Source organism: Pseudomonas sp. GW823-FHT02E01, assembly GCF_058797535.1.
Map to the genome: position 1 here is coordinate 405,982 of NZ_JBXAJS010000002.1, position 24,408 is coordinate 430,389.

General features: G+C 61.1%; 24 protein-coding genes, 1 other RNA gene and 1 pseudogene. 14 read left to right on the forward strand and 12 right to left on the reverse strand.

Going from position 1 to position 24,408, the window contains the following annotated elements; all coding sequences use genetic code 11:
* Positions 1 to 117: 117 nt before the first annotated feature.
* Complete coding sequence (locus AC1RDQ_RS05655) at positions 118 to 1,095, reverse strand: NADPH:quinone oxidoreductase family protein (protein ID WP_218494655.1); 978 nt, start codon at positions 1,093 to 1,095, stop codon at positions 118 to 120.
* A 150-nt stretch (positions 1,096 to 1,245) separates the two neighbouring features.
* Between AC1RDQ_RS05655 and AC1RDQ_RS05660 the strand changes: the two genes are divergently transcribed.
* Positions 1,246 to 1,653, forward strand: coding sequence for a flagellar basal body-associated protein FliL (locus tag AC1RDQ_RS05660; protein WP_032829534.1), 408 nt, complete (start codon positions 1,246 to 1,248; stop codon positions 1,651 to 1,653).
* A 142-nt stretch (positions 1,654 to 1,795) separates the two neighbouring features.
* On the opposite strand, the gene AC1RDQ_RS05665 is transcribed toward AC1RDQ_RS05660, so the two are convergent.
* The gene (locus AC1RDQ_RS05665) at positions 1,796 to 2,248 is read right to left on the reverse strand and encodes an EVE domain-containing protein (protein ID WP_057712820.1); all 453 of its coding nucleotides are present in this window, start codon (positions 2,246 to 2,248) and stop codon (positions 1,796 to 1,798) included.
* A gap of 195 nt (positions 2,249 to 2,443) precedes the next feature.
* On the opposite strand from AC1RDQ_RS05665, the gene AC1RDQ_RS05670 reads away from it, so the two are divergent.
* Positions 2,444 to 2,599 carry a hypothetical protein gene (locus AC1RDQ_RS05670; protein ID WP_007982896.1) on the forward strand — a complete coding sequence of 52 codons (156 nt, stop codon included), beginning with the start codon at positions 2,444 to 2,446 and terminating at the stop codon, positions 2,597 to 2,599.
* A 35-nt stretch (positions 2,600 to 2,634) separates the two neighbouring features.
* Here the strand turns inward: AC1RDQ_RS05670 and AC1RDQ_RS05675 are convergent, their stop codons facing one another.
* From AC1RDQ_RS05675 to AC1RDQ_RS05690, 4 genes are all read right to left on the reverse strand, one after another.
* Complete coding sequence (locus tag AC1RDQ_RS05675) at positions 2,635 to 3,240, reverse strand: 5-formyltetrahydrofolate cyclo-ligase (RefSeq protein WP_008048703.1); 606 nt, start codon at positions 3,238 to 3,240, stop codon at positions 2,635 to 2,637.
* 86 nt (positions 3,241 to 3,326) lie between these two features.
* A non-coding RNA gene (gene ssrS, locus AC1RDQ_RS05680) (6S RNA) lies at positions 3,327 to 3,505 on the reverse strand.
* 30 nt (positions 3,506 to 3,535) lie between these two features.
* Entirely contained in the window at positions 3,536 to 3,853 is a 318-nt protein-coding gene (locus AC1RDQ_RS05685) for a cell division protein ZapA (RefSeq protein ID WP_057712821.1), read from the reverse strand.
* The gene (locus tag AC1RDQ_RS05690) at positions 3,850 to 4,059 is read right to left on the reverse strand and encodes a TIGR02449 family protein (RefSeq protein WP_007982902.1); all 210 of its coding nucleotides are present in this window, start codon (positions 4,057 to 4,059) and stop codon (positions 3,850 to 3,852) included. Before AC1RDQ_RS05690 ends, AC1RDQ_RS05685 begins: the two co-directional genes overlap by 4 nt.
* A gap of 194 nt (positions 4,060 to 4,253) precedes the next feature.
* Here AC1RDQ_RS05690 and AC1RDQ_RS05695 point away from each other — a divergent pair, with 194 nt between their 5' ends.
* From AC1RDQ_RS05695 to gcvP, 10 genes and pseudogenes are all read left to right on the forward strand, one after another.
* On the forward strand, positions 4,254 to 4,811 hold the full coding sequence (locus AC1RDQ_RS05695; RefSeq protein ID WP_057712822.1) for a YecA/YgfB family protein: 558 nt from the start codon (positions 4,254 to 4,256) through the stop codon (positions 4,809 to 4,811).
* A gap of 27 nt (positions 4,812 to 4,838) precedes the next feature.
* Positions 4,839 to 6,173 carry a Xaa-Pro aminopeptidase gene (gene pepP / locus AC1RDQ_RS05700; RefSeq protein ID WP_349735729.1) on the forward strand — a complete coding sequence of 445 codons (1,335 nt, stop codon included), beginning with the start codon at positions 4,839 to 4,841 and terminating at the stop codon, positions 6,171 to 6,173.
* Complete coding sequence (gene ubiH, locus AC1RDQ_RS05705) at positions 6,170 to 7,357, forward strand: 2-octaprenyl-6-methoxyphenyl hydroxylase (protein ID WP_150813740.1); 1,188 nt, start codon at positions 6,170 to 6,172, stop codon at positions 7,355 to 7,357. The genes pepP and ubiH overlap by 4 nt, the downstream gene beginning before the upstream one ends.
* Before the next feature lie 37 nt (positions 7,358 to 7,394).
* Positions 7,395 to 7,502: pseudogene (locus AC1RDQ_RS05710) on the forward strand (tetrameric acyl-CoA thioesterase); the annotation flags it as partial.
* 9 nt (positions 7,503 to 7,511) lie between these two features.
* Positions 7,512 to 8,729 carry a 2-octaprenyl-3-methyl-6-methoxy-1,4-benzoquinol hydroxylase gene (locus AC1RDQ_RS05715; protein WP_489846475.1) on the forward strand — a complete coding sequence of 406 codons (1,218 nt, stop codon included), beginning with the start codon at positions 7,512 to 7,514 and terminating at the stop codon, positions 8,727 to 8,729.
* A 248-nt stretch (positions 8,730 to 8,977) separates the two neighbouring features.
* Positions 8,978 to 9,982, forward strand: coding sequence for an extracellular solute-binding protein (locus AC1RDQ_RS05720; protein WP_057712826.1), 1,005 nt, complete (start codon positions 8,978 to 8,980; stop codon positions 9,980 to 9,982).
* A 205-nt stretch (positions 9,983 to 10,187) separates the two neighbouring features.
* A complete protein-coding gene (locus AC1RDQ_RS05725) occupies positions 10,188 to 11,804 on the forward strand; it encodes an ABC transporter permease (protein WP_492586692.1) in 1,617 nt (538 codons plus the stop codon).
* A 156-nt stretch (positions 11,805 to 11,960) separates the two neighbouring features.
* Positions 11,961 to 13,043 (forward strand): glycine cleavage system aminomethyltransferase GcvT, encoded by a 1,083-nt coding sequence (gene gcvT, locus AC1RDQ_RS05730; protein WP_492586694.1) that lies wholly within the window; start codon positions 11,961 to 11,963, stop codon positions 13,041 to 13,043.
* A 48-nt stretch (positions 13,044 to 13,091) separates the two neighbouring features.
* On the forward strand, positions 13,092 to 13,475 hold the full coding sequence (gene gcvH, locus AC1RDQ_RS05735) for a glycine cleavage system protein GcvH (RefSeq protein ID WP_057712829.1): 384 nt from the start codon (positions 13,092 to 13,094) through the stop codon (positions 13,473 to 13,475).
* A gap of 228 nt (positions 13,476 to 13,703) precedes the next feature.
* Complete coding sequence (gene gcvP / locus AC1RDQ_RS05740; RefSeq protein ID WP_492586696.1) at positions 13,704 to 16,577, forward strand: aminomethyl-transferring glycine dehydrogenase; 2,874 nt, start codon at positions 13,704 to 13,706, stop codon at positions 16,575 to 16,577.
* A gap of 194 nt (positions 16,578 to 16,771) precedes the next feature.
* Here the strand turns inward: gcvP and AC1RDQ_RS05745 are convergent, their stop codons facing one another.
* The 5 genes from AC1RDQ_RS05745 to AC1RDQ_RS05765 form a co-directional block, all read right to left on the reverse strand.
* Positions 16,772 to 17,089, reverse strand: a complete 318-nt coding sequence (locus tag AC1RDQ_RS05745) for a DUF2388 domain-containing protein (protein WP_057712831.1) — start codon at positions 17,087 to 17,089, stop codon at positions 16,772 to 16,774.
* 68 nt (positions 17,090 to 17,157) lie between these two features.
* Positions 17,158 to 17,607: an NfeD family protein gene (locus tag AC1RDQ_RS05750; RefSeq protein ID WP_057712832.1), complete on the reverse strand. Its 450-nt coding sequence runs from the start codon at positions 17,605 to 17,607 to the stop codon at positions 17,158 to 17,160.
* 8 nt (positions 17,608 to 17,615) lie between these two features.
* Entirely contained in the window at positions 17,616 to 18,536 is a 921-nt protein-coding gene (locus tag AC1RDQ_RS05755) for an SPFH domain-containing protein (RefSeq protein WP_057712833.1), read from the reverse strand.
* An 84-nt stretch (positions 18,537 to 18,620) separates the two neighbouring features.
* Positions 18,621 to 20,405, reverse strand: a complete 1,785-nt coding sequence (tfpB, locus tag AC1RDQ_RS05760; RefSeq protein WP_090452058.1) for a type IV pilus assembly ATPase TfpB — start codon at positions 20,403 to 20,405, stop codon at positions 18,621 to 18,623.
* A 90-nt stretch (positions 20,406 to 20,495) separates the two neighbouring features.
* Positions 20,496 to 20,834 carry an ACT-like domain-containing protein gene (locus AC1RDQ_RS05765; RefSeq protein WP_429521749.1) on the reverse strand — a complete coding sequence of 113 codons (339 nt, stop codon included), beginning with the start codon at positions 20,832 to 20,834 and terminating at the stop codon, positions 20,496 to 20,498.
* 126 nt (positions 20,835 to 20,960) lie between these two features.
* Between AC1RDQ_RS05765 and AC1RDQ_RS05770 the strand changes: the two genes are divergently transcribed.
* Complete coding sequence (locus AC1RDQ_RS05770) at positions 20,961 to 21,425, forward strand: Lrp/AsnC family transcriptional regulator (protein ID WP_007978926.1); 465 nt, start codon at positions 20,961 to 20,963, stop codon at positions 21,423 to 21,425.
* Between the two features lie 97 nt (positions 21,426 to 21,522).
* Here AC1RDQ_RS05770 and AC1RDQ_RS05775 read toward each other — a convergent pair whose 3' ends face one another.
* Positions 21,523 to 22,890: a CYTH domain-containing protein gene (locus AC1RDQ_RS05775; protein WP_340312837.1), complete on the reverse strand. Its 1,368-nt coding sequence runs from the start codon at positions 22,888 to 22,890 to the stop codon at positions 21,523 to 21,525.
* 157 nt (positions 22,891 to 23,047) lie between these two features.
* Between AC1RDQ_RS05775 and argE the strand changes: the two genes are divergently transcribed.
* Positions 23,048 to 24,196 carry an acetylornithine deacetylase gene (gene argE / locus AC1RDQ_RS05780; RefSeq protein ID WP_057712837.1) on the forward strand — a complete coding sequence of 383 codons (1,149 nt, stop codon included), beginning with the start codon at positions 23,048 to 23,050 and terminating at the stop codon, positions 24,194 to 24,196.
* Positions 24,197 to 24,408 lie beyond the last annotated feature (212 nt).

Here is a 24,408-nt window from a genome sequence, read left to right on the forward strand (position 1 = left end):
GCGGTGTAGCGCACATCCGGCGAGTCGGTATGTGCGGTTTTTGCCGGAGGAGATTCGGGTGTTGCTTTGACGGCAATAAAAGCGCGGCTACATGGCCGCGCTTTTTAGCAGAGGGATTCAGCGAACCTGCACCACCACTTTCCCCACCGCTTTACGCTGGCCAAGGTCATTGATCGCCTGCGCCGCATTGCTCAGCGGATACACCTGGGACACCAGAGGCTTGAGCTTGCCTTCGGCAAACCAGCCAAACAACTGCTGGAAGTTCGCCGCGTTGTCCTGCGGCTGGCGTTGGGCGAACGAGCCCCAGAACACGCCGAGCACTGCCGCACCTTTAAGCAAGGCCAGGTTGACCGGCAATTCGGGAATGCGACCGCTGGCGAAGCCGACCACCAGCAAGCGGCCGTTCCAGGCGATGGCGCGGATGGCCTGGTCGAACAGGTCGCCGCCGACCGGGTCGTAGATCACGTCGGCACCCTGGCCGTCGGTCAGACGCTTGATTTCGTCCTTCAGGCTGGTTTCGCTGTAGTTGATCAGTTCGTCGGCGCCGGCGGCCTTGGCCACGGCGAGTTTCTCTGCGCTGCTGGCCGCCGCGATCACCCGGGCGCCCATGGCTTTGCCGATTTCCACCGCCGCCAGGCCGACACCACCGGAAGCACCCAGTACCAGCAGGGTTTCACCCGGTTGCAGGTTGCCGCGTTGCTTGAGGGCATGCATCGAGGTGCCGTAGGTCATGCTGAAGGCGGCGGCGGTGTTGAAGTCCATCGATGGCGGGATCGGCAGTGCGTTGTAGCTCGGCACGGCGACCTGCTCGGCAAAGCTGCCCCAGCCGGTCAGGGCCATGACCCGGTCACCGACTTTCAAGTGGCTGACTTTTTCACCCACTGCGCTGACCACGCCGGCCGCTTCACCACCCGGCGAAAACGGGAAGGGCGGCTTGAACTGGTATTTGCCCTCGATGATCAACGTGTCGGGGAAGTTCACCCCGGCGGCGTGCACGTCCAGCAGGATTTCATTCTTCTTCGCGACAGGACTGGCGACGTCTTCCAGCACCAGCGATTCGGCAGGGCCGAAGGCTTTGCACAGCACGGCTTTCATCAGGGCTATTCCTTTGGGAGTGATGGCCGATAAGTGTAGGTGTGTGGGTCGATGGGTCAACGAGCATGCCCGGCCCTGATAGTCAGCCATAAGCTTGTGCTTGCGCGGCGGGTCGTTATGCTAGGCCGCAAACCGGATAAGGAGCGAATTTTGAAAGCGTGGATCATGTTGATGCTGGCCCTGTCTCTGCCTGTGGCAGCGGTGGCCGAAGAAGCCAAAGAAGATGCAGCTCCGAAGGTCAGTTACATCACCCTGAGCCCGCCGTTCGTGGGTAACTACGGACTGGACGGCACGCCGAAACTCAAGGTCTACAAGGCCGATGTGGCGTTGCGGGTGACCGGTGACGAGGCTGCCAAGGCGGTGAAGGCCAATGAACCCTTGATCCGCAATCAATTGGTCGCACTGTTCGCCCAGCAGACCACCGAGACGATGAACAACGTCGAGGCCAAGGAAAAGCTGCGTCAGGAAGCCCTGAAACAGACCCAACAGGTGATGAACGACGAAACCGGTAAGCCGGTGGTTGAGGATTTGTTGTTCAACAACTTGATCATTCAGTAAGACTTCAATTGCTTGAGCTGGCGTCATCGCGAGCAAGCTCGCTCCCACAGTGGATTGGTGTTGAAGCACAATCACATGTCCACCGCAGAACCTTGTGGGAGCGAGCTTGCTCGCGATGAGGCCAGTCCAGGCGACAAATGACTCAAGGCTTTAAGGCAATCACCGCTGCCCATTGCTCCGCCGTCACCGGCATCACCGATAACCGCGAGCCTTTCTGCACCAGTGGCAACTCGGCCAGCGCCGTCTGCTGTTTCAGATAATCCAGTTTCAGCACCCGGGCAAACGTTTCCACATGTGCTACGTCGATCGCACTCCAGGCGTTTTTATCCGGGGTGGCCTTAGGGTCAAAATAATGGCTCTCTGGCTCCAGCGCCGTCGGGTCCGGATACGCGGCTTCGACAATCTTGCCGATTCCGGCGATGCCAGGCTCGGGGCAGCTGGAATGATAGAAAAAGAACTCATCCCCCACCGCCATGGCACGCAAAAAATTACGCGCCTGATAGTTGCGAACCCCGTCCCAGCGCGCTTTGCCGAGCTTTTCCAGCCCTTTGATCGAGAGTTCGTCGGGCTCGGATTTCATCAGCCAATAGGCCATGTCTTTTGCTCCTTGCGTGGTGATTGAGCAGCTTGTCGGCGATTTTATGACAAACCGACAGTCGGTTGACGTCAGCATTTGCGCAGCGGTTCACGTTGTCGCAAAATGCCGGCCTTTAAAGCTTGACGCTGCTGCACGGCCTACAAACGGAAACCGCTGCTGTCATCGTGTTGATGTGCCTTTGGGGGGCAATCGATGAAACGCAAACCGGATTTACTATGGATTTTGGTCATTTTGTTTGGCCTTGGCGTCGTGACCACTGGCTATGCCCAAAGCCTATGGGCCAACAAGACCGATGCGCCGGTCGAACTCGCCCAATTGCAGCAACAGTCGACAGCCTTCAAGCGCTGATCCTGTTGCCTCGGCGCCACTGATCGAAGTGGCGCCTAGCCTGCGTAATACCAGGCCTTGTCCGTCACCGTTCCTTGCAGCGGCACATCCCAGCTCGCCTGAGCCAATCGCGCCACTTTCTGACATTCATGGGCCAGCCCCAACAGCGTCGGCTTGCGCCAGTCATTTCGTCGTGCCAGGTAGGCCAGGCTCCGGTCGTAGAAACCACCGCCCATTCCCAGGCGTCCGCCGACATCGTCAAAACCCACCAATGGCAACAGCACCAGATCCAGCGCCCAGATCTTGCGCTGCCGGGCGAGGTTGGCCCGTGGTTCGAGAATACGGAAGCGGTTGGGTTTGAGTTTTTCCCCGGGACGGATGCGCTGGAACACCATTTTGGTTCGCGGCCAGGCGCTCAGCACCGGTAGATAGGTGGCTTTGCCCCGGCGTTGCGCGGCGCGCAGCAACAGACGCGGATCGATTTCACCATCGGTCGGCAGATAGAGCGAGATGTGTCGGGCGCGGCGGAACAGCGGTTGCTGGGCCAATTGCTTGTACAGCCCGCGAGCGGCCTGGCGTTGCTGACTGGGTGTCAGTGCGCGGCGGGCCTTGCGCAGCATGCGTCGAAGTTGCGGGCGGGGGAGCAGCGCAGGTTCGGTCATGTATTCGGGCTTCAACAATGCGGATACGTGAAGCGTACCCGTAAAAACGCCAATGCCGGTATCAAAACCGGCATTGGACTGAAATCAGGCTCCCCGAATGTGCCGCTGTCGACTTAGCCCTTGAACCCGAAAGTTCAAGGTGGAAGATGCAGTAGGCTTTAAGGCTTTCCGTCTAGCGGACATGCACACCAGCCCAACGTGCAACCTCCAGGGTATAGCAAATCGGCTCAGGGACATCGCCAACTGGCAAGCACCCCAGGGAGTGAGGGGATTATACCGCAAGCGGCGGCGCGAATCAGCCTTTGGTGACATCCGGATCGGTGGCGAGCGCCAGATCGACGCGATCGAGCAGGTCACGCACTTGTTCGCGGGTCGAGCCGCTGGCCTGGATATCCGGCCGTTCTTCCTTGTGCAACAGGTCGTGGGTGATGTTCAGCGCGGCCATCACGGCGATACGGTCGGCGCCGATGACTTTGCCGCTGCTGCGGATCTCGCGCATCTTGCCGTCCAGATAACGGGCGGCGCTGATCAGATTACTGCGCTCTTCCTGAGGGCAGATGATCGAATACTCTTTGTCGAGGATCTGCACGGTGACGCTATTGCTTGAACTCATGAGTCTTGCTCCAGGGCCTTGAGGCGCGAAATCATCGATTCGACCTTACGCCGGGCGATTTCGTTTTTTTCAATGAGGTGCGCGCGTTCCTCGCGCCAGGTCTTTTCCTGAGCTAGTAAGAGTCCGTTTTGACTCTTAAGTTGCTCGACTCGGGTAATCAGCAGTTCGAGTCTGGCCATCAGCGCTTGCAGGTCGGTGTCTTCCATTGTCTTCACTGTCTGATGGGTGTCGGACTGAAGGAGCGAGCTTGCTCGCGATGAACCCGAGAACGCCGCGGGGTGTCAGGTACCCAGCGTTATCATTGACGACCATCGCGAGCAAGCTCGCTCCTACAGGGGTAGTCGATGTAGGATACAAGGCCTTCATTCTAGACATAGCGCCGTCTGGCGCCTAGCTGCCCATGACCATTCAGAATTCCCCGTACCAAGCCTTCGCCACCCTGCTGACTTCCAGCGGTCATAACGTCTCGCCTGCCGAACTGCATGGCCTGCTGCTCGGCCGCAGCTGTGCCGGCGCCGGTTTCAATGCCGAAGAGTGGTTGATCGACGCCGCCGAACTGCTCGAAAGCGAGCCGCAGGACAACGTTCGCAACGCCTTGATCGGCTTGCAAGAGATGGTCAAGGGCGAGCTAACGGGCGATGACGTGACCGTCGTTCTGCTGTTGCCGACCGATGACGCCCCCCTCACCGACCGTGCCGTCGCACTGGGCCAGTGGTGCCAGGGTTTCCTCAGCGGCTTCGGCCTGAACTGCCGTGACAGCAGCGCCCTGAGTACCGAGGCCACCGAGGTGCTGCAGGATCTGGCGGCCATTTCCCAGGTGCAGGATGCCCTGGAAGAGTCCGACGACGGCGAAAACGACTACATGGAAGTCATGGAGTACCTGCGCGTCGCACCGCTGCTGCTGTTCTCCGAGACCAAAAAAGACGTACCGGCCGCCGCCAAACCGTCGCTGCACTAATCGTTTGCCAGGGAACGCCATCTGCCCATGATCCATATCCCGAAATCGGAATACAGCCGTCGCCGCAAGGCCCTGATGGCGCAGATGGAACCCAACAGCATCGCCATCCTGCCCGCCGCCGCGGTGGCCATTCGTAACCGCGACGTCGAGCATGTTTACCGCCAGGACAGCGACTTCCAGTACCTCAGCGGCTTTCCCGAGCCCCAGGCCGTACTGGTATTGATGCCGGGGCGCGTGCATGGCGAATACATCCTGTTCTGCCGCGAACGCAATGCCGAGCGCGAGCTGTGGGATGGCCTGCGTGCCGGGCAGGAAGGCGCGATTCGCGACTTCGGCGCCGACGATGCCTTTCCGATCACTGATATCGACGACATCCTGCCGGGCCTGATCGAAGGCCGTGACCGGGTGTATTCGGCCATGGGCAGCAACCCCGAATTCGATCGCCACCTGATGGAGTGGATCAACGTGATCCGCTCCAAGGCCAACCTCGGTGCCCAGCCGCCGAACGAATTCGTTGCCCTGGATCATCTGCTGCACGACATGCGCCTGTATAAATCGGCGGCAGAAGTGAAAGTGATGCGCGAGGCGGCGCGGATTTCCGCCCAGGCGCACGTACGGGCAATGCAGGCCTGTCGCGCCGGATTGCACGAATTCAGCCTGGAAGCCGAGCTCGATTACGAATTCCGCAAGGGCGGGGCGAAGATGCCGGCATACGGCTCGATCGTCGCGGCGGGGCGCAACAGCTGCATCCTGCATTACCAGCAGAATGACGCGCTGCTCAAGGACGGGGATCTGGTGCTGATCGATGCCGGTTGCGAGATCGACTGCTACGCCAGCGACATCACCCGGACCTTTCCGGTCAGCGGCAAATATTCAGCGGAACAGAAAGCGATCTACGAATTGGTGCTGGCCTCCCAGGAAGCCGCCTTTGCCGAAATCGCCCCGAACAAGCACTGGAATCAGGCGCACGAGGCCACGGTCCGGGTCATCACGGCCGGGCTGGTCAAGCTGGGTCTGCTGCGTGGTGACGTTGACGAACTGATCGCCAGCGAAGCCTACAAGGCGTTTTACATGCACCGCGCCGGCCATTGGCTGGGCATGGATGTGCATGACGTCGGCGAATACAAGGTCGGCGGCGAGTGGCGCGTGCTGGAAGTCGGCATGGCGCTGACCGTGGAACCGGGGATCTATATCGCCCCGGACAACCAGAATGTTGCGAAGAAATGGCGCGGCATCGGCGTGCGCATCGAGGACGACGTAGTGGTCACTAAAACCGGCTGTGAAATATTGACGAGCGGCGTGCCGAAAACCGTCGCCGAGATAGAGGCCCTGATGGCCGCCGCGCGGGCACAGGCAGCATGAGTCGAGTCAATCTGGCAATCATCGGTGGCGGGCTGGTCGGTGCAAGCCTGGCACTGGCGCTTCAGGCCGGGGCCAAGGCCCGAGGCTGGAAGATCGTGTTGATCGAACCGTTCGCTCCTGGCGACACCTGGCAACCGAGTTACGATGCCCGCTCCTCGGCATTGTCCTTCGGCTCGCGGCAAATCTATCAACGGTTGGGTGTCTGGCAGGAAGTCTCGCGCCGCGCCGAGCCGATCAAGCAGATTCATGTTTCCGACCGTGGTCGATTCTCGACGGCGCGGCTGTCGGCGATGGAAGAGGGTGTTCCAGCGCTGGGTTATGTCGTTGAAAACGCCTGGCTCGGCCAATGCCTGTGGCAAGGCCTGGACAAGGACGTGATCAGATGGCACTGCCCGGCAGAAGTCACCCGCATGGAGCCGCTGACCGACGGCTACCGCCTGACCCTCAATGATGAAACCACCCTGGAATGCGACCTCGCGGTGCTCGCCGATGGTGGCCGCTCCGGCCTGCGCGAGCAACTTGGGATCGGCATCCGCAAGCGTCCGTACAACCAGAGCGCGCTGATCGCCAACATCACCCCGAGCGAAGCCCACAACGGCATGGCTTTCGAGCGCTTCACCGACGAAGGCCCGATGGCGTTGCTGCCGCTACCGGATAATCGCTGCGCATTGGTCTGGACCCGCCTGGGCATGGACGCGCAACGTCTGGCAGCCCTCGACGAGCGCAGCTTCCTCAGCGAGTTGCAGGGTGTGTTCGGTTATCGCCTTGGCACATTGAAGCAGGTGGGTGCGCGGCATCTGTATCCGCTGACACTGGTTGAGGCCGAAGAACAGGTGCGCCCGCATCTGGCGGTCCTCGGCAACGCGGCGCACAGCCTGCATCCGATTGCCGGCCAGGGATTCAACCTGTCCCTGCGCGATGCCCAGGCCCTGGCCAATGCCTTGCTCGCCAGTGAAAAACCATTGGGCGACTTCGCCACGTTGCAGGCCTATCGCGAACACCAGCGTCTCGATCAGGACCTCACCGTGGGTTTCTCCGATCAGGTTACGCGCCTGTTCGGCAGTACCCAGCCGCTGGTGTCCCTGGGGCGCAACATCGGCTTGCTCGGCCTCGATCTTCTGCCACCGGCCAAACGCTGGTTTGCCCGGCAGGCGATGGGGCTGGGTACGCGTCCAGATGCGTAACTGGCTGATCCGCCGATTCGGCAAGGCGCGATTGATAAAATACCTGCCTTGCAGGTTCGACATTCATGACAGCGCCGGCCACTTGGTGGCGCGGGTCGGGAAAACCCTTTACGTGCGGCTCAAGCCGCAAGAGAGACAGGCTTAAAGCATGGAAATGCGCGCAGATCTGCTGATTGTCGGGGCCGGAATGGTCGGCAGCGCCCTGGCGCTGGCGTTGCAGGACAGCGGGCTGGAAGTCCTGCTGCTGGACGGCAGCCCCATGAGCGTCAAACCGTTCAACGCTCAGGCAGCGTTTGAGCCACGGGTGAGCGCCTTGTCGGCTGCCAGCCAGCGGATTCTCGAGCGCCTGGGCGTGTGGGACGGCATCGCCGGGCGGCGCAGCAGCCCCTACACCGACATGCAGGTCTGGGATGGCAGCGGCACCGGGCAAATCCACTTCTCGGCGCCCAGCGTGCATGCCGAGGTGCTGGGGCATATCGTCGAGAACCGCGTGGTCCAGGATGCCTTGCTCGAGCGCTTGCACGATTGCGACCTGGGATTGCTGGCCAATGCTCGCCTGGAGCAGATGCGCCGCTCCGGCGATGACTGGCTGCTGACCCTGGCCGATGGCCGCACCCTGCGCGCGCCGCTGGTGATCGCGGCAGATGGCGCCAACTCGGCGGTGCGACGTTTGGCCGGAGTGGCGACCCGCGAATGGGATTATATGCACCATGCCATCGTCACCAGCGTGCGTTGCGCCAAACCGCATCAAATGACGGCGTGGCAGCGCTTCACCGACACCGGCCCGTTGGCGTTTCTACCCCTTGAGCGGGACGGCCAACAGGATTGGTGTTCGATCGTCTGGTCGACCACACCCGGCGAAGCCGAACGTCTGATGGCGATGGATGAGCAAGGTTTCTGCAAGGCATTGGAGCGGGCCTTTGAAGGTCGGCTCGGCGAAGTACTGAGCGCCGATCCGCGCCTGTGTGTGCCCCTGCGTCAGCGGCATGCCAAGCGGTATGTGGCTGAAGGCCTGGCATTGATCGGCGACGCGGCCCACACCATTCACCCGTTGGCCGGGCAGGGGGTGAATCTCGGATTCCTCGATGCCGCCGTGCTGGCCGAAGTGTTGCTGCAAGCGGCAACACGTGGCGAACGCCTGGCGGATGTGAAAGTCCTCAGCCGTTACGAGCGTCGGCGCATGCCCCACAACCTGGCGTTGATGGCGGCGATGGAAGGCTTCGAGCGGTTGTTCCAGGCCGATCCGTTGCCGGTGCGCTGGTTGCGTAATACCGGGTTGAAAATGGTGGAGAAAATGCCGGAGGCCAAGGCGTTGTTTGTGCGTGAAGCGCTGGGGTTGATCGGGGATTTACCGGCACTCGCCAAGGCCTGAGATTTTTGTTGAGGTTAAAGGCCCCATCGCGAGCAAGCTCGCTCCCACAGGAATTCGGGTGTTAATGCAATTTGTGTGAACGCTGGAGAACCCTGTGGGAGCGAGCTTGCTCGCGATGGCGACAGTTCGGCCACCCAATATTCCAGCTTGTGCAACATCTGGTAACTCCTCCGCAAGCGGGTTCGATTGAGAAGCTAAATGTGAGTCCTTATCATTTGTCCTCATTTTTCAATCGAGAGACCGCTCCCATGTTGGCACCGAAGCGTCTACTGACTGCACTGGCCTTGACCCTGATCGGCAGCACCGCCGCCCAGGCCGCTGACGAAGTGGTGGTCTACTCCTCGCGAATCGACGAGCTGATCAAGCCAGTATTCGATGCCTACACCGCCAAGACCGGCGTGAAGGTGAAGTTCATCACCGACAAGGAAGCGCCGCTGATGCAGCGGCTCAAGGCCGAGGGCGCGAATACGCCGGCCGACCTGCTGCTCACCGTCGATGCCGGCAACCTCTGGCAAGCCGAGCAGATGGGCATCCTCCAGCCGTTCACCTCGAAAACCATCGACACCAATATTCCGCTGCAATACCGGGCAGCCTCCCACGCCTGGACCGGCCTGAGCCTGCGGGCGCGGACCATTGCCTACTCCACAGATCGGGTGAAGCCGGGTGAACTGACCACCTACGAAGCGCTGGCCGACAAACAATGGGAAGGCCGCCTGTGCCTGCGCACGGCGAAGAAGGTCTACAACCAGTCCCTGACCGCGACCATGATCGAAGTACACGGCGCCGGGAAGACCGAGGAAATCCTCAAGGGCTGGGTCAGGAACCTGTCCACTGACGTGTTCTCCGACGACACTGCCGTGCTGGAAGCGATCAACGCCGGCCAGTGTGACGTCGGTATCGTCAACACCTACTACTACGGCCGCCTGCACAAGCAGAAGCCAGACCTGCCGGTGAAACTGTTCTGGCCGAACCAGGCTGACCGTGGCGTACACATCAACCTGTCGGGTATCGGCCTGACACAACACGCGCCACACCCGGAAGCGGCCAAGGCTCTGGTGGAGTGGATGACCACCCCTGAAGCGCAGAAAATCTTTGCCGACGTGAACCAGGAGTTCCCGGCGAATCCGGCCGTGCAGCCATCGGCTGAAGTCGCCGCATGGGGCAAGTTCATCGCTGATACCTTGCCTGTGGAAATCGCCGGCAAGCGCCAGGCTGAGGCTATTCGCATGATGGACAAGGCTGGCTGGAACTGAGCCAGCTGTTATGCTGCGCCCCGCCTAGGCGGGGCGTTTGTTTTTGCGTTACGCACCCCTGACGCTGTAGGAGCGAGCTTGCTCGCGATGAACGTCAGGGCACCGCGGACCGTCAGGCTTCCCGAGTTATCGTTGACGTTTTTCGCGAGCGAGCTCGCTCCTACCAGTGTCGATCTCATCCATTAGATAGTAGAGAACCAAGCCTGTGGCCCATCCCGCCCAACGCCGCTGGTATCCAGTCGTCTTCGCCATTGCTGCGCTGGTCCTGTTGCCCCTGAGCGTGTTGCTGCTGTCCTGGCAAACCATCGATCAACAGATCTGGTCTCATCTCTGGGACACGCAGATGCCGCGTTTGCTGGGCAATACCCTGACCCTGGTGCTAGGCGTCGGTGTCGGCGTGACAGTCCTGGGTGTCAGCCTGGCCTGGCTCACCAGCCTTTGCGAATTCCCCGGTCGGCGCTGGCTGGACTGGGCATTGATGCTGCCCTTCGCGATCCCGGCCTATGTGCTGGCCTTCGTCTTCGTCGGCCTGCTGGATTTTGCCGGGCCCGTGCAAACCCTGCTGCGCGAGTGGTTTGGCAGTGGCCTGCGGCTGCCGCGCGTGCGCTCCACGGGTGGCGTGATCGTCGTGCTCGTGCTGGTCTTTTATCCCTATGTTTACCTGCTGGCGCGCACCGCCTTCCTCGCCCAGGGCAAAGGCCTGATGGAAGCCGCGCGGGTCCTTGGTCAATCGCCCTGGCAAGCGTTCTGGCGGGTGGCATTGCCCATGGCGCGGCCAGCCATCGGTGCGGGCGTGGCATTGGCACTGATGGAAACCCTGGCGGACTTCGGCGCAGTGTCGGTATTCAACTTCGATACCTTCACCACGGCCATCTACAAGACCTGGTACGGTTTTTTCAGCCTGTCGTCCGCCGCGCAACTGGCCAGCTTGTTGCTGCTGGTGGTGATGCTCGTTCTCTACGGCGAACGGCGTGCCCGTGGGGCGAACCGGGCGAGTAACGAGCGACCACGGGTCAAGGCGCTGTATCACCTGCGAGGCGTCAAGGCACTGGCGGCCACGACGTGGTGCTGCCTGGTGTTCGCCTGTGCTTTCGTTATCCCTTTGCTGCAATTGGTGGTGTGGTTCTGGCTGCGTGGGCGCTTCGATCTCGACGAGCGCTACACCGGGTTGATCGTCCATACCTTGTACCTGGGGGCGATGGCGGCGTTGATCACCGTCAGCGTCGCCTTGTTACTGGCGTTTGCCCGACGACTGGCGCCCACCCGGGTCATTCGTTCCGGGGTCAGTCTGGCCAACCTGGGCTACGCCTTGCCCGGTTCGGTGCTGGCGGTGTCGATCATGCTCGCGTTCAGTTACCTGGACCGCGAACTGGTGATCCCGCTCTCGAGCTGGCTCGGTGGTGCGGGTAAACCGCTGCTGCTGGGCAGTCTGTCGGCGTTGTTGCTGGCCTATCTGGTGCGCTTCATTGCGGTGGCTTACGGACCGCTGGAAAGCAGCCTGGCGCGTATACGGCCATCTTTGCCCGAAGCGGCACGTAGCCTTGGCGTCAGTGGGCCACGACTGTTTTTCAAAGTGTATCTGCCACTATTGCTACCCGGCACGTTGAGCGCAGCGCTGCTGGTGTTCGTCGATGTGCTCAAGGAAATGCCCGCAACCTTGCTGATGCGCCCGTTTGGCTGGGACACGCTGGCGGTGCGAATCTTCGAAATGACCAGCGAAGGCGAATGGGCGCGGGCGTCTTTGCCGGCATTGACCCTGGTGCTGGTCGGGCTGTTACCGGTCATCGGATTGATCCGACGCTCAGCTCATCGAAACAGCTAGGTGTCAGTCCTACACCTTGCGGCTACAATGCGCGGCATTCGGTGCGGTCCGTCTGACAGACCAGGTAGCTGAAATTGGCTGAAGGTCCTTTGTTTCAAGGCATTCAGTCCGTGTAGCACCTGCCCGCACCTTCGCCACGCCCGGAAGGAGAAACCCATGGGACAGCGTACGCCTCTGTATGACCTTCATCTCGCACTCGGCGCGAAGATGGTCGATTTTGGCGGTTGGGACATGCCTCTGCATTATGGATCGCAGGTCGAGGAACACCATCAGGTGCGCCGCGATTGCGGTGTCTTCGATGTATCCCACATGACCGTAATCGATGTCGGTGGCGCCCAGGCCAAAGCCTGGCTCCGGCATTTACTGGCCAATGATGTCGAACGCCTGCACAGCCCAGGCCGTGCGTTGTACAGCACCATGCTCAACGAGCAGGGCGGGATTGTCGACGACATGATCGTCTACCGTCTCGATGAGGGTTATCGCCTGGTGGTCAACGCCTCCACCCGCGATCAGGACTTGGCCTGGATGCAAGCGCATCTCGACGGTTTCGATGTGCAACTTCGCGAGCGTTCCGAGTTGGCGATGCTGGCCATCCAGGGCCCCCACGCCCGACTGAAAATTGCCGAATTGGTCAGTCAGTCCCGCGGCAACCTGATCCAGCTCCTCAAGCCTTTCGAAGGCCTGTCCGATGGTGACTGGTTCATCGCACGCACCGGTTATACCGGCGAAGACGGCCTGGAAATCATTCTGCCGGCCGATCAGGCGCCAGGCTTTTTCAACGATCTGGTCGGAGCCGGGATTTCTCCCATCGGCCTCGGCGCGCGGGATACCTTGCGGGTCGAAGCCGGCATGAACCTTTACGGTCAGGACATCCAGCAGGATATTTCACCCTTGGCCTCCAATATGGCCTGGAGCATTGCCTGGGAACCTGCCACCCGGCAGTTCATCGGGCGCAAGGCGCTGGAAACCGAGCAGGCCGCCGGTGTACAGCACAAACTGGTCGGTCTGGTCCTTGAGGAGCGTGGTGTTTTGCGTGCTCATCAGGTGGTCCGCATCGCCGATGTTGGCGAAGGGGAGATCACCAGTGGTAGTTTCTCTCCTACGCTAAGCAAGTCGATTGCACTGGCGCGCGTGCCGATGGCAACAGCCGACCGCGCTGAAGTGGAAATCCGTGGCAAGTGGTACCCGGTCCGGGTGGTCAAACCGACCTTCGTACGCCACGGCAAAACCTTGATCTAATCTTTTCTGGCGGACATGACCGCCGACCATTTCCTGAGGACACAGAACATGAGCGATATCCCTGCCGACCTGCGTTTTGCCGAAAGTCACGAATGGGCACGTCTGGAAGCCGATGGCACCGTCACCGTGGGCATCAGCGATCACGCGCAGGAAGCGCTGGGTGATGTGGTGTTCGTCGAGCTGACTGAAGTCGGCAACGTGTTTGCCGCTGAAGATCAGGCCGGTGTCGTTGAATCGGTGAAAGCCGCTTCCGACATCTACTCCCCGATTGCCGGTGAAGTGATCGCGGTCAACGAAGACTTGAGCGCTTCGCCGGAACTGCTCAACAGCGACCCGTACGGCGCGTGGATCTTCAAGATCAAGCCAAGCAACGCTGCAGACCTGGAAAAACTGCTGGATGCCGCCGGCTACAAGGCCGCCATCGGCGAGTAAGCCTTCAGCGTCATCCAAAGCCCCGACTCGTCGGGGCTTTTTGTTGTCTGGCGAATTTCCCTTGTAGGAGCGAGCTTGCTCGCGATGGTCGTTAACGATAACGCTGCAACCTGAGACCCCGCGGCGCGCTCGGGGTCATCGCGAGCAAGCTCGCTCCTACAGAGTGGCTGCTATGCTGGTTTGACCGTGTTGCATCGACGCTGAGCGCCAGTCAAGAGAGAGCCCGTCATGTCCCAATTGCCGTCCCTGAGCCAGTTACGCGACCCCAATGCCTTTCTGCGCCGCCACCTCGGGCCCGATGCCGCCGAGCAACAGGCGATGCTCGACAGCCTCGGCCTGGGCAGTCGGGTCGATTTGATCGAGCAGACGGTGCCGCCGGGCATCCGCCTCAACCGACCGTTGGACCTGCCCCCGGCACTCGATGAAGAGGCCGCGCTGGCCAAGCTGCGCGGTTATGCCGAGCAGAACCAGGTCTGGACCAGCCTGATCGGCATGGGCTACCACGGCACCCTCACACCTGCGGTCATTCTGCGTAATGTGCTGGAAAATCCCGGCTGGTACACCGCATACACCCCCTATCAGCCAGAGATCGCCCAAGGGCGACTTGAAGCGCTGCTGAACTTCCAGCAACTGACCATCGACCTGACCGGCCTGGAACTGGCCAATGCCTCGCTGCTCGATGAAGCCACCGCCGCTGCGGAGGCCATGGCCCTGGCCAAGCGGGTCGCCAAGTCCAAAAGCAACCTGTTCTTTGTCGACGAAAACTGCCACCCGCAAACCATTTCCGTGGTGCAGACCCGCGCTGAAGGTTTCGGCTTCGATCTGATCGTCGACACTGTGGATAACTTGAAGCGGCACCAGGTGTTCGGCGCGCTGCTGCAATACCCTGACACCCACGGTGAAATCCACGACCTGCGACCGCTGATTGATCACCTGCACGCGCAACAGGCCCTGGCCTGTGTCGCCACGGATTTGCTGAGCCTGTTGTTGTTGACTCCGCCGGGTGAACTGGGTGCCGATGTGGTGTTCGGCTCGTCCCAGCGATTTGGTGTGCCCATGGGCTACGGTGGGCCTCATGCGGCGTTTTTTGCCAGCCGCGATGAATACAAGCGTGCGATTCCCGGGCGGATCATCGGTGTTTCGAAAGATGCGCGGGGCAACACCGCCCTGCGCATGGCCCTGCAAACCCGCGAGCAACACATTCGCCGGGAGAAGGCCAACTCCAACATCTGCACGGCCCAGGTGCTGCTGGCCAATATCGCCAGTTTCTATGCGGTCTACCACGGCCCCGAAGGGCTCAAGCGAATTGCCCAGCGGGTTCATCGGCTGACCTGCATCCTTGCCGCCGGGCTTGAGCGCAACGGTATCGTCCGGGTCAACCGGCACTTCTTCGACACCCTGACGCTGGAAGTCGGCGGAACCCAGACCGCCATCATCGAAAGTGCCCGGGCTGCGCAGATCAACCTGCGCATTCTCGGGCGCGGCCAACTGGGCTTGAGTCTCGACGAGACCTGCGACGAAGGCACCGTGGCGAAGCTGTTCGACGTGTTCCTGGGGGCCGATCACGGGCTCAGCATCGACGACCTGGATGCCGAAGTCTTGCCTGGCGGAATTCCCCAAGGGCTGGTGCGAACTTCACCTTATCTGCGTCACCCCGTGTTCAGCGCCCATCACAGCGAAACCGAGATGCTGCGCTACCTCAAGCAGCTGGAAAACAAGGACCTGGCGCTCAATCAATCGATGATCCCATTGGGCTCCTGCACCATGAAGCTCAACGCCACCAGCGAGATGATCCCGATTACCTGGCCGCAGTTCGCCAACCTGCACCCGTTCGTGCCCAAGGAGCAGGCCGCCGGTTATGGGCTGATGATCGAGGAACTGGAGCGCTGGTTGTGCGCGATCACCGGTTTCGACGCGATTTGCATGCAACCCAACTCCGGTGCCCAGGGCGAATACGCCGGGCTGCTGGCGATCCGCAAATACCATGAGAGCCGGCAACAGGGCGGCCGCGATATCTGCCTGATTCCTTCGTCGGCTCACGGCACCAATCCCGCGTCGGCGCAAATGGCCGGGATGCGCGTGGTGATCGTCGAGTGCGACGAGGCGGGCAACGTCGACCTGGATGACCTCAAGGAAAAAGCCGCGCAAGCCGCCGAAAAACTCGCCTGCCTGATGGCGACCTATCCTTCGACCCATGGGGTGTATGAGGAAGGCATCAGCGAAATCTGTGAGGTGATCCACCAGCACGGGGGGCAGGTGTACATGGATGGCGCCAACCTCAACGCTCAGGTGGGGTTGGCGCGGCCGGCCGATATTGGTGCCGATGTCTCGCACATGAACCTGCACAAGACCTTCTGCATTCCCCATGGTGGCGGTGGGCCGGGCATGGGGCCGATTGGTGTTCGGGCGCATCTGGCGCCGTTCGTGGCCAACCATCCGGTGGTGCCAATCGACGGGCCGCACCCGCAAAATGGCGCCGTCAGCGCAGCGCCTTGGGGCAGCGCAAGCATTCTGCCAATCAGCTGGATGTACATCGCCATGATGGGGCCGCAACTGGCGGACGCCAGCGAAGTGGCGATCCTGGCCGCGAATTACCTGGCGCGGCATTTGTCCGGTGCTTTCCCGGTGCTCTATACCGGGCGCAACGAACGGGTGGCCCACGAATGCATCCTCGACCTGCGACCGCTCAAGGCGTTGACCGGCATTACCGAGGAGGACGTGGCCAAGCGTCTGATGGATTACGGCTTCCATGCCCCGACCATGTCGTTTCCCGTGCCGGGGACGCTGATGGTCGAGCCGACCGAAAGTGAATCGAAGGCGGAGCTGGACCGGTTCATCGGGGCGATGCTGAGCATCCGCGCGGAAATCAACGAGGTGCAGAACGGTAATTGGCCGGCTGAAGAAAACCCGTTGAAAGGTGCGCCGCATACGTTGGCCGATATCACCGGCGTGTGGGAACGACCCTACAGCATCGTGCAAGCGGTCACGCCGGACGCGCACACCAAGGCTCACAAATACTGGCCGGTGGTGAACCGGGTGGACAACGTGTATGGGGACCGGAACCTGTTTTGTGCGTGTGTGCCGGTGGATGATTACCGCTGACATCTCAGGCAACACATAACCCCTGTAGGAGCGAGCTTGCTCGCGATTGCGGTGTGACAGTCAATGAAGTTTTTACTGATCCACCGCTATCGCGAGCAAGCTCGCTCCCACAGGGCGGCTCGGTGAACATGAGATTTGTGTTCGCAAGGCAAAAAAATGCCGCTCAATTGAGCGGCATTTTTCATTCGCAACGGTTACTCCGAAGCCACGGCATTCTTCGCCAGGATCGCGTTCGCCAGTTCCATGTCCGTGGCTTGCAGGCCCGGGTTTTCGGCGCGGACCTTCTGCATGGCCGCTTCCAGGTACGGACCGCGGATACCGCCGTCACTGGCGACGAAGCTGCTGGCATCGTCCTGGGCCGCGACGACCAGCTTGTTATCCTTGGATGTCAGATAGCTCGAACCGGTGGTTGCACCGGACGTAAGAACGTTACGCCAAAAAGTATCGGCCATCGCCGAACCGACAGGCAGGGACAACAGCGCGACGGTAGCGACAGCAAGTTTGAAACGCATGACAAGGTGACTCCACTGGGTTGAGTACGCGGTTGGATTGCCAACCCCCAATCGAGTTCCGTGGTCGCTTAATCCGCCGCTTCGACCAGCAGGATGGCGCCTTGCTGGCCGACCACCCGCACGCGGCTGCCAGTGGCGGTGTCCGGCCCGCGGGCCATCCACACGCCGTCAGCCACCTTGATCTTGCCGCGACCGTCGACAATCGCTTCATGCACCACGAAGGTTTTGCCGATGAGTTCCTGGCCGCGCAGATTCAGGTGCGGCTGATCACTGGGACGCATCGCCGTGCGCTGACGCCGCCACCAGTACAACGCGGTGGTGATCGACAGCAGGCCGAACAACAGAAACTGCCATTCCCAAGACAGGTCCGGCATCAGGAAGGTCAAGACGCCCACGGTTGCCGCGGCCATACCGATCCACAGCAGATAACCGCCGGCGCCGAACACTTCGAGAATCAACAGCACCGTGCCCAGCGCCAACCAGTCCCAGAATGAAAGGTGCTGCAAAAATGCCCACATGGCGTGCCTCAGGCTTTCTTGTTATCGAAAGTGGCCTTGACGATTTCGCCAATGCCGCCCACCGCACCGATCATCGAACTGGCTTCCAGCGGCATCAGGATCACCTTGCTGTTGTTGGCCGAGGACAACTTGCCCAGCGCATCGATGTACTTCTGCGCCACGAAGTAGTTCACCGCCTGCACGTTGCCGCTGGCGATGGCTTCGGACACGACTTTAGTGGCCTGGGCTTCTGCCGCGGCTTGCCGCTCGCGGGCTTCGGCTTCCAGGAATGCGGCCTGGCGACTGCCTTCGGCTTCGAGGATCTGCGCCTGCTTCTTGCCTTCGGCGGTCAGGATCGCTGCGGCGCGCAGGCCCTCGGCCTCGAGGATCTGCGCACGCTTGATTCGCTCGGCTTTCATCTGCCCCGACATCGCCGCCATCAGGTCGGCGGGCGGGCTGATGTCCTTGATCTCGATCCGGGTGATCTTGATGCCCCAAGGCGCGGTCGCTTCGTCGACGGTGCGCAGCAGTTTTTCGTTGATCCCGTCACGCTGGCTGAGCATGGCGTCGAGCTCCATCGAGCCGAGCACGGTGCGGATATTGGTTTGCAGCAGGTTGCGGATGGCGTGTTCGAGGTTGTTGACCTCGTAGGCCGCCTGGGCGGTGTTGACCACCTGGAAGAAGCACACGGCGTCGATTTGCACCGTGGCGTTGTCGGCGGTGATGACTTCCTGTGGCGGAATATCCAGCACGCTTTCCATCACATTCATCTTGCGGCCGATGCGGTCCATGACCGGAATGATGACGTTCAGCCCCGGCTTGAGCGTGTTGGTGTAGCGACCGAAACGCTCGACGGTCCATTCAAAGCCTTGGGGCACGACCTTGAAACCCATGAACAGAATGGCGACCACCAGGCCGACAAAAAGCAAAAGCACACTACCGATCTGCATAACGATTCCTTGTTGATGTGTGGATCTGTGGAGTTGCAATGGCTGAAGTGTAGCTGTGCCGATGCCGGATCAGTACAGCCAGGCTCAGTTCTGCTCGCTCTGGGGAGTCACGCGCAGAATCTCCTCGATAGTCGTCAGCCCGGCGGCGACCTTTTGCGCTCCTGACAACCGCAGGCTGCGCATGCCCTCCTTGAATGCCTGGCGCCGCACGGCCAGCAGATCGGTGTCGGGACTGATCAACGCCTTGATGCCATCGCTCAGTTGCATGATTTCGTAGACCCCGGCGCGACCGCGATAACCGGTGTCGCGGCATTCCACGCAACCGATGGCACGCTGGGCATTGGCCGGCAACGGTGCTTGCCAGGGACGGGTCAGGGTTTGCCAGTCGTCTTCGCCCAGCGTCAGCGGCGCCTTGCAGTGCGGGCACAGGGTTCGCACCAGTCGCTGGGCCATGACGCCAAGCACTGTGGCCTTGATCAGGTAATGCGGCACGCCGAGCTCCAGAAGACGGCTGATGGCGCTGGGCGCGTCGTTGGTGTGCAGGGTCGACAGCACCAGGTGCCCGGTGAGCGCCGCCTGGATCGCCATCTCCGCGGTTTCGAGGTCGCGGATCTCGCCGATCATGATGATGTCCGGGTCTTGCCGCATCAGTGCGCGCACGCCGGCGGCGAAGGTCAGGTCGATGTTGTGCTGGACCTGCATCTGGTTGAACGCCGGCTCGACCATTTCAATCGGGTCTTCGATGGTGCAGAGGTTGACCTCCGGCGTCGCCAGTTTTTTCAGGGTGGTGTAGAGGGTGGTGGTCTTGCCCGAACCCGTCGGCCCGGTAACGAGGATGATGCCGTGGGGCTGGCGGGTCATGTCTTGCCAGCGGCGCAGGTCGTCGGCGGAGAAACCAAGCTGGTCGAAGTCCTTGAGCAATACTTCCGGATCGAAGATCCGCATGACCATTTTTTCGCCGAAGGCCGTGGGCAGTGTCGACAAACGCAATTCGACTTCACCGCCGTCCGGAGTCTTGGTTTTCACCCGGCCGTCCTGGGGTTTGCGTTTCTCCGCGACGTTCATGCGCCCCAGGGTTTTCAGGCGACTGACGATGGCCATGGTGACCTGGGGCGGGAATTGATAGACGTTGTGCAGCACGCCGTCGATGCGAAAGCGCACCGTGCCTTGCTCGCGCCGGGGCTCGATATGGATGTCGCTGGCGCGTTGCTGGAACGCGTACTGGAACAGCCAATCGACGATATTGACGATGTGGGCGTCGTTGGCGTCCGGCTCCTGGTCGCTGGCGCCGAGGTTGAGCAGCTGTTCGAAATTGCCGAGGGTACTGACTTGCGGGTCGGCGCTGTTCGCCCCGGTGACCGACTTGGCCAGGCGGAAGAATTCGACGCTCAAGCGCTGGATGTCCACGGGGTTGGCCACTACACGCTTGATCGGCAATTTGAGCACGTGGGTCAGGTCAGCCTCCCAGCCGCTGACATAAGGCTGGGCGCTGGCCACGGTTACCGCCTCGCGGTCGATGGCTACCGCGAGGATCTTGTGGCGCTGGGCGAAGGCATAGGACATCAGCGGGGTCACGGCCGCGACGTTGATTTTCAGTGGGTCGATGCGCAGGTAAGGCTGGCCGGCCTGCCGGGACAGCCACAGGGTCAGGCTCTCGAGGTCCAGCGGTTTGCCGGGGCGGCTGAGATCGTCCAGCTGTTGGCTGGCAATGAACTCCAGCGGATGCATCTGCCCAAGGGAGGCGTTGCGGCGGCGGGCATTGAGTGCGTGTTCGGCCGAATCCTGGCTGATAAAGCCCTGGGCGACGAGTTCGCGCAGTAGATCATTGAGATCCAGCCAGCGGTCCTGAAGGGCGATTTGTACGGACATGCGGGCTCCTTTTGAACGACAGTGCGCAAAGGATAGCCGTGGCCCGGCTGACCGCTGGGCCACTACCCGACAAAGCCGTTTCGGAGTTTTTCAGCCCGCCGCTTGAACCGCTTCGGTCCATGGGGCATCAGCTTCTTGCAGCTCCACTGAGCAGACGCTGATCAGGTTGCGAAGTTTTTCCGCAATCACTTGCGCGCGGTGCCAGCTCAAACCGTCGATGACAACTTCGATGGTCAACCAGTCGTCCTGGCGCTGCGCGCTGACCTGCTCCGGCGTGAGCAATTGCAGGGCGAACAGATTGAGGGCGCGACACAGCAGGTCCGGTTCAGCCTCGGCCGTCATTTGATAGCGAACCCGGCAATGGGCGTTGCCGACGTTCCAGACATCGGCGCGGGCAGGTGGGGTGTTCGCGGCTTCGAGATACGGCATGGTCAGGCTCCAGAATCATTGGAGAAATGTTTACATCCTGTGCCGGGTATTTCTTCTCTATGATTGGCTGTATTGCAGGAATGAAGAATAAATCAATTCACTTATTACGCGGCTAAGGGTTTTTTTATGCATAGCGAACTGGACAGCTACGACCGCAAGATCCTCGCCTTGCTGCAAGAGGACGCTTCGCTTTCCAGCGCACAGATCGCCGAGCAGGTGGGGCTCTCGCAATCGCCGTGCTGGCGGCGGATTCAGCGGATGAAAGAGGAGGGCATCATTCGCGGCCAGGTGACCTTGCTCGACCGCAAGAAAATCGGCCTGAACACGCAGATCTTCGCGGAGGTGAAACTCAATGCCCACGGGCGTTCGAACTTCACCGAATTCACCGAGGCGATTCGCGGCTTTCCGGAGGTGCTGGAGTGTTACGTGCTGATGGGGGCGGTGGATTTCTTGCTGCGGATTGTCACGGCGGACATCGAGGCGTACGAGCGCTTCTTCTTCGAGAAGCTGTCGATGGTGCCGGGGATTCAGGAGGTCAATTCGATCGTGGCGTTGTCGGAGATCAAGTCGACCACCAGTTTGCCGGTCTGAAATTTTGCGGTGACTGTGCCGGCCTCATCGCGAGCAAGCTCGCTCCCACAAGGACCGCATAAATCCTGTGGGAGCGAGCTTGCTCGCGATGGCGGTATTACAGGCGCAGCAACATTTTCCAGGCGCGGTTCTGATACACCGCAATCGCCTGCTGCTTACGTGCATCCAGGACTTCGTCGGTGATCGACTCGTTGGCCAGTTGCGCCAGCTTGTTCAACTCGCCGTACAGGCGATCCATTTCCGGGATCTCCAGCACGTTACGCGCATGGTGCAGCCAGACCTGGATGCGTTCGATGCGCGGCAGTTGCTCGGCCAGGTCTTCCGGTTGTTGCTGGTAACGTTGCAGTTGCAACGAAGTGGCTTCTTCGCCCAGCAGGCGCGGCAACCAGCTGCCCAGTTGCGCAGCGCCCTGGCGATTGCCACGGGTGTTGCGGTCGGCGGCCCAGGTGCGGGCCAGCAGCCAGCGCGAGGTGGTCAGGGAGAACAGGCCCCAGCGCGGGTCTTCGAGTTCTTCGAGGAACTGCTCGGGCGCGGCTTTGCGCACGTCTTCATCTTCCAGGCCGGCCTGGACCAGCGGGCGCCAGTCTTCCAGCAAGGCATCGAGGGCGATACGCAGATCGTGGGTCGACTGACGCGGAGCGGCCTGGCCCAGGCTGCTGATCAGCGCGCGCATTTCCGCGAGGCACTCGACCCAGTCCTGCAACAGGCGCCAGTGACCGTTGAAGCGATACTGCTCGGCCAGACGCTGGCTGCTGCCCAGCAAATGCCAGCTCAGCGCGGCGAACGCGTCGTCCAGCGGCGTTTCAGCGGTGATTTGCGGTGCCGGCAGGCTCAACGAATAGCTGTGGGCGTCGTACAGGCGATAACCGCGCTCGGCCTTGCTGATATCGCATGGCATCAGGGCCAGTTTCTCGGCCAGCTCGGCGGCCAGTTCCAGCAGGGCTGCCGGTTCGCCTTCGCGCAGTTCCAGTTCCAGCTCGCAGATTTCTTCTTTCTGCTTGCCGACCACGACGTGACCCAGGTCCAGCGCGGCTTCGATGACCACTTTGGTCTTGCCGCGACCCCAGGCGAGTTCCGCGCGTTCGCGGACGAAGTCGGTGGTGAAGATTGGCTTCAGGGTCTTCTTGTCCAGCTCGGCCAGTTCCTCGGGCCAGCATTCGCCGTCGAGTTTCTTCAGGTCGAGCTTGGCCTTGGGCAGGTTCCAGTCGTATTCGTTACGAACGGACAGACCGGCGACGCTCTGGCCGCGGGTCTTGAGGGTCTGAATCACTTCTTCGCCATCCTTGCGCAGGCGCAGGGCGACTTTGGCCTGGGCCAGGTCACGTTCGGGCGTGTCGAAGTACTGATTCATCAACTCACGGCGTTCCCAGCCACTTTTGTTGCGTTTTTTCAGTAACGGGTGCTCGCGCAGTGCGGCGAGGGTTTCGCGGCTGACGCGGAGTTTGATTTCGGTTTCTTTCTGCATGGCCGGAAAATCCAGGATCGGGAGCGCAGCCGGGGGAATGTGTGGCTGCCAAGGTCGTGCAGTGTACAGGACTCAAGGTTAGTACGCGCCGAGACGGTTTATTCCTGTCATCGGTTGGTTCTATGATGGACTTCAATTCAGGTGCCGGGAGTCAGCGATGCCATTGCCGTCGATGAAAGAACAATTCGCTGCGTTGATCGCTGCACCGTCCGTCAGTTGCACCCAACCCAGTCTCGATCAAACCAACCGCCCGGTCATCGATCTGCTGGCGACATGGCTCGGTGAGCTGGGTTTTACCTGCGATATCCAGCAAGTCAGCCCCGGCAAGTTCAACCTGCTGGCCAGTTTCGGCTCCGGCCCCGGCGGCCTGGTACTGGCCGGGCACAGTGACACCGTGCCGTTCGACGGTGCGCTGTGGCAAACCGACCCGCTGAAGCTCACTGAAGTCGACGGTCGTTGGGTCGGCCTGGGCAGTTGCGACATGAAGGGCTTTTTCGCCCTGGCCATCGAGGCGGTCATACCGCTGCTCGATCAGCCGTTCAAACAGCCGTTGCTGATTCTCGCCACTTGCGATGAAGAAAGTTCGATGTCCGGTGCCCGCGCGCTGGCCGAAGCGGGGCGACCGCTGGGGCGGGCGGCGGTGATCGGCGAGCCGACAGGGCTCAAGCCGATCCGCATGCACAAGGGCATCATGATGGAGCGCATCGACATCCTTGGTCAGAGCGGTCATTCCTCCGACCCGCGCCTGGGGCACAGCGCCCTGGAAGCCATGCACGATGCCATCGGTGAACTGCGTGGCCTGCGCTTGTTATGGCAGCGCGAATTCCGCAATCCACAGTTTGGCGTGCCGACGCCAACGATGAATTTCGGCTGCATCCATGGCGGCGACAACCCCAACCGCATCTGCGGCCAGTGTTCGCTGGAATTCGATTTGCGGCCGCTGCCCGGCATGGACCCCAAGGTCCTGCGCGCCGAGATCCTGCAGAAGCTCAAGCCGGTTGCCGAGCGGCATCAGGTCAAAATCGATTACGCGCCGTTGTTCCCCGAAGTGCCGCCGTTCGAGCAGGCCGAGGACGCAGAGTTGGTGCGCATTGCCGAAAAGCTCACCGGCCACAGCGCCGAAGCAGTGGCGTTCGGCACCGAAGCACCTTATCTTCAGCGTCTTGGCTGTGAAACGCTGGTGCTTGGCCCGGGTGATATCGCCTGCGCCCATCAGCCGGGGGAATACCTCGAAATGTCACGTTTGCAGCCTACGGTGCATCTATTAAGGCAACTGATCGAACACTATTGCCTGACACCCGTGTAGGAGCGAGCCTGCTCGCGATGGACGTTAACGATGACGAGGGCTGCCTGGATGAGCGCGGCGTCCTCATATCCATCGCGAGCAAGCTCGCTCCTACAGGGTTTTGCAGTTAAATTGCCGATGTCCCAACCCGTATTCATGAGGAGAGCGCGCGTGTCGCCAAGCCTGTTCCGACGATAACCATCAGCCCGCTGTGCGTTTTCAGTTTCGCCCTT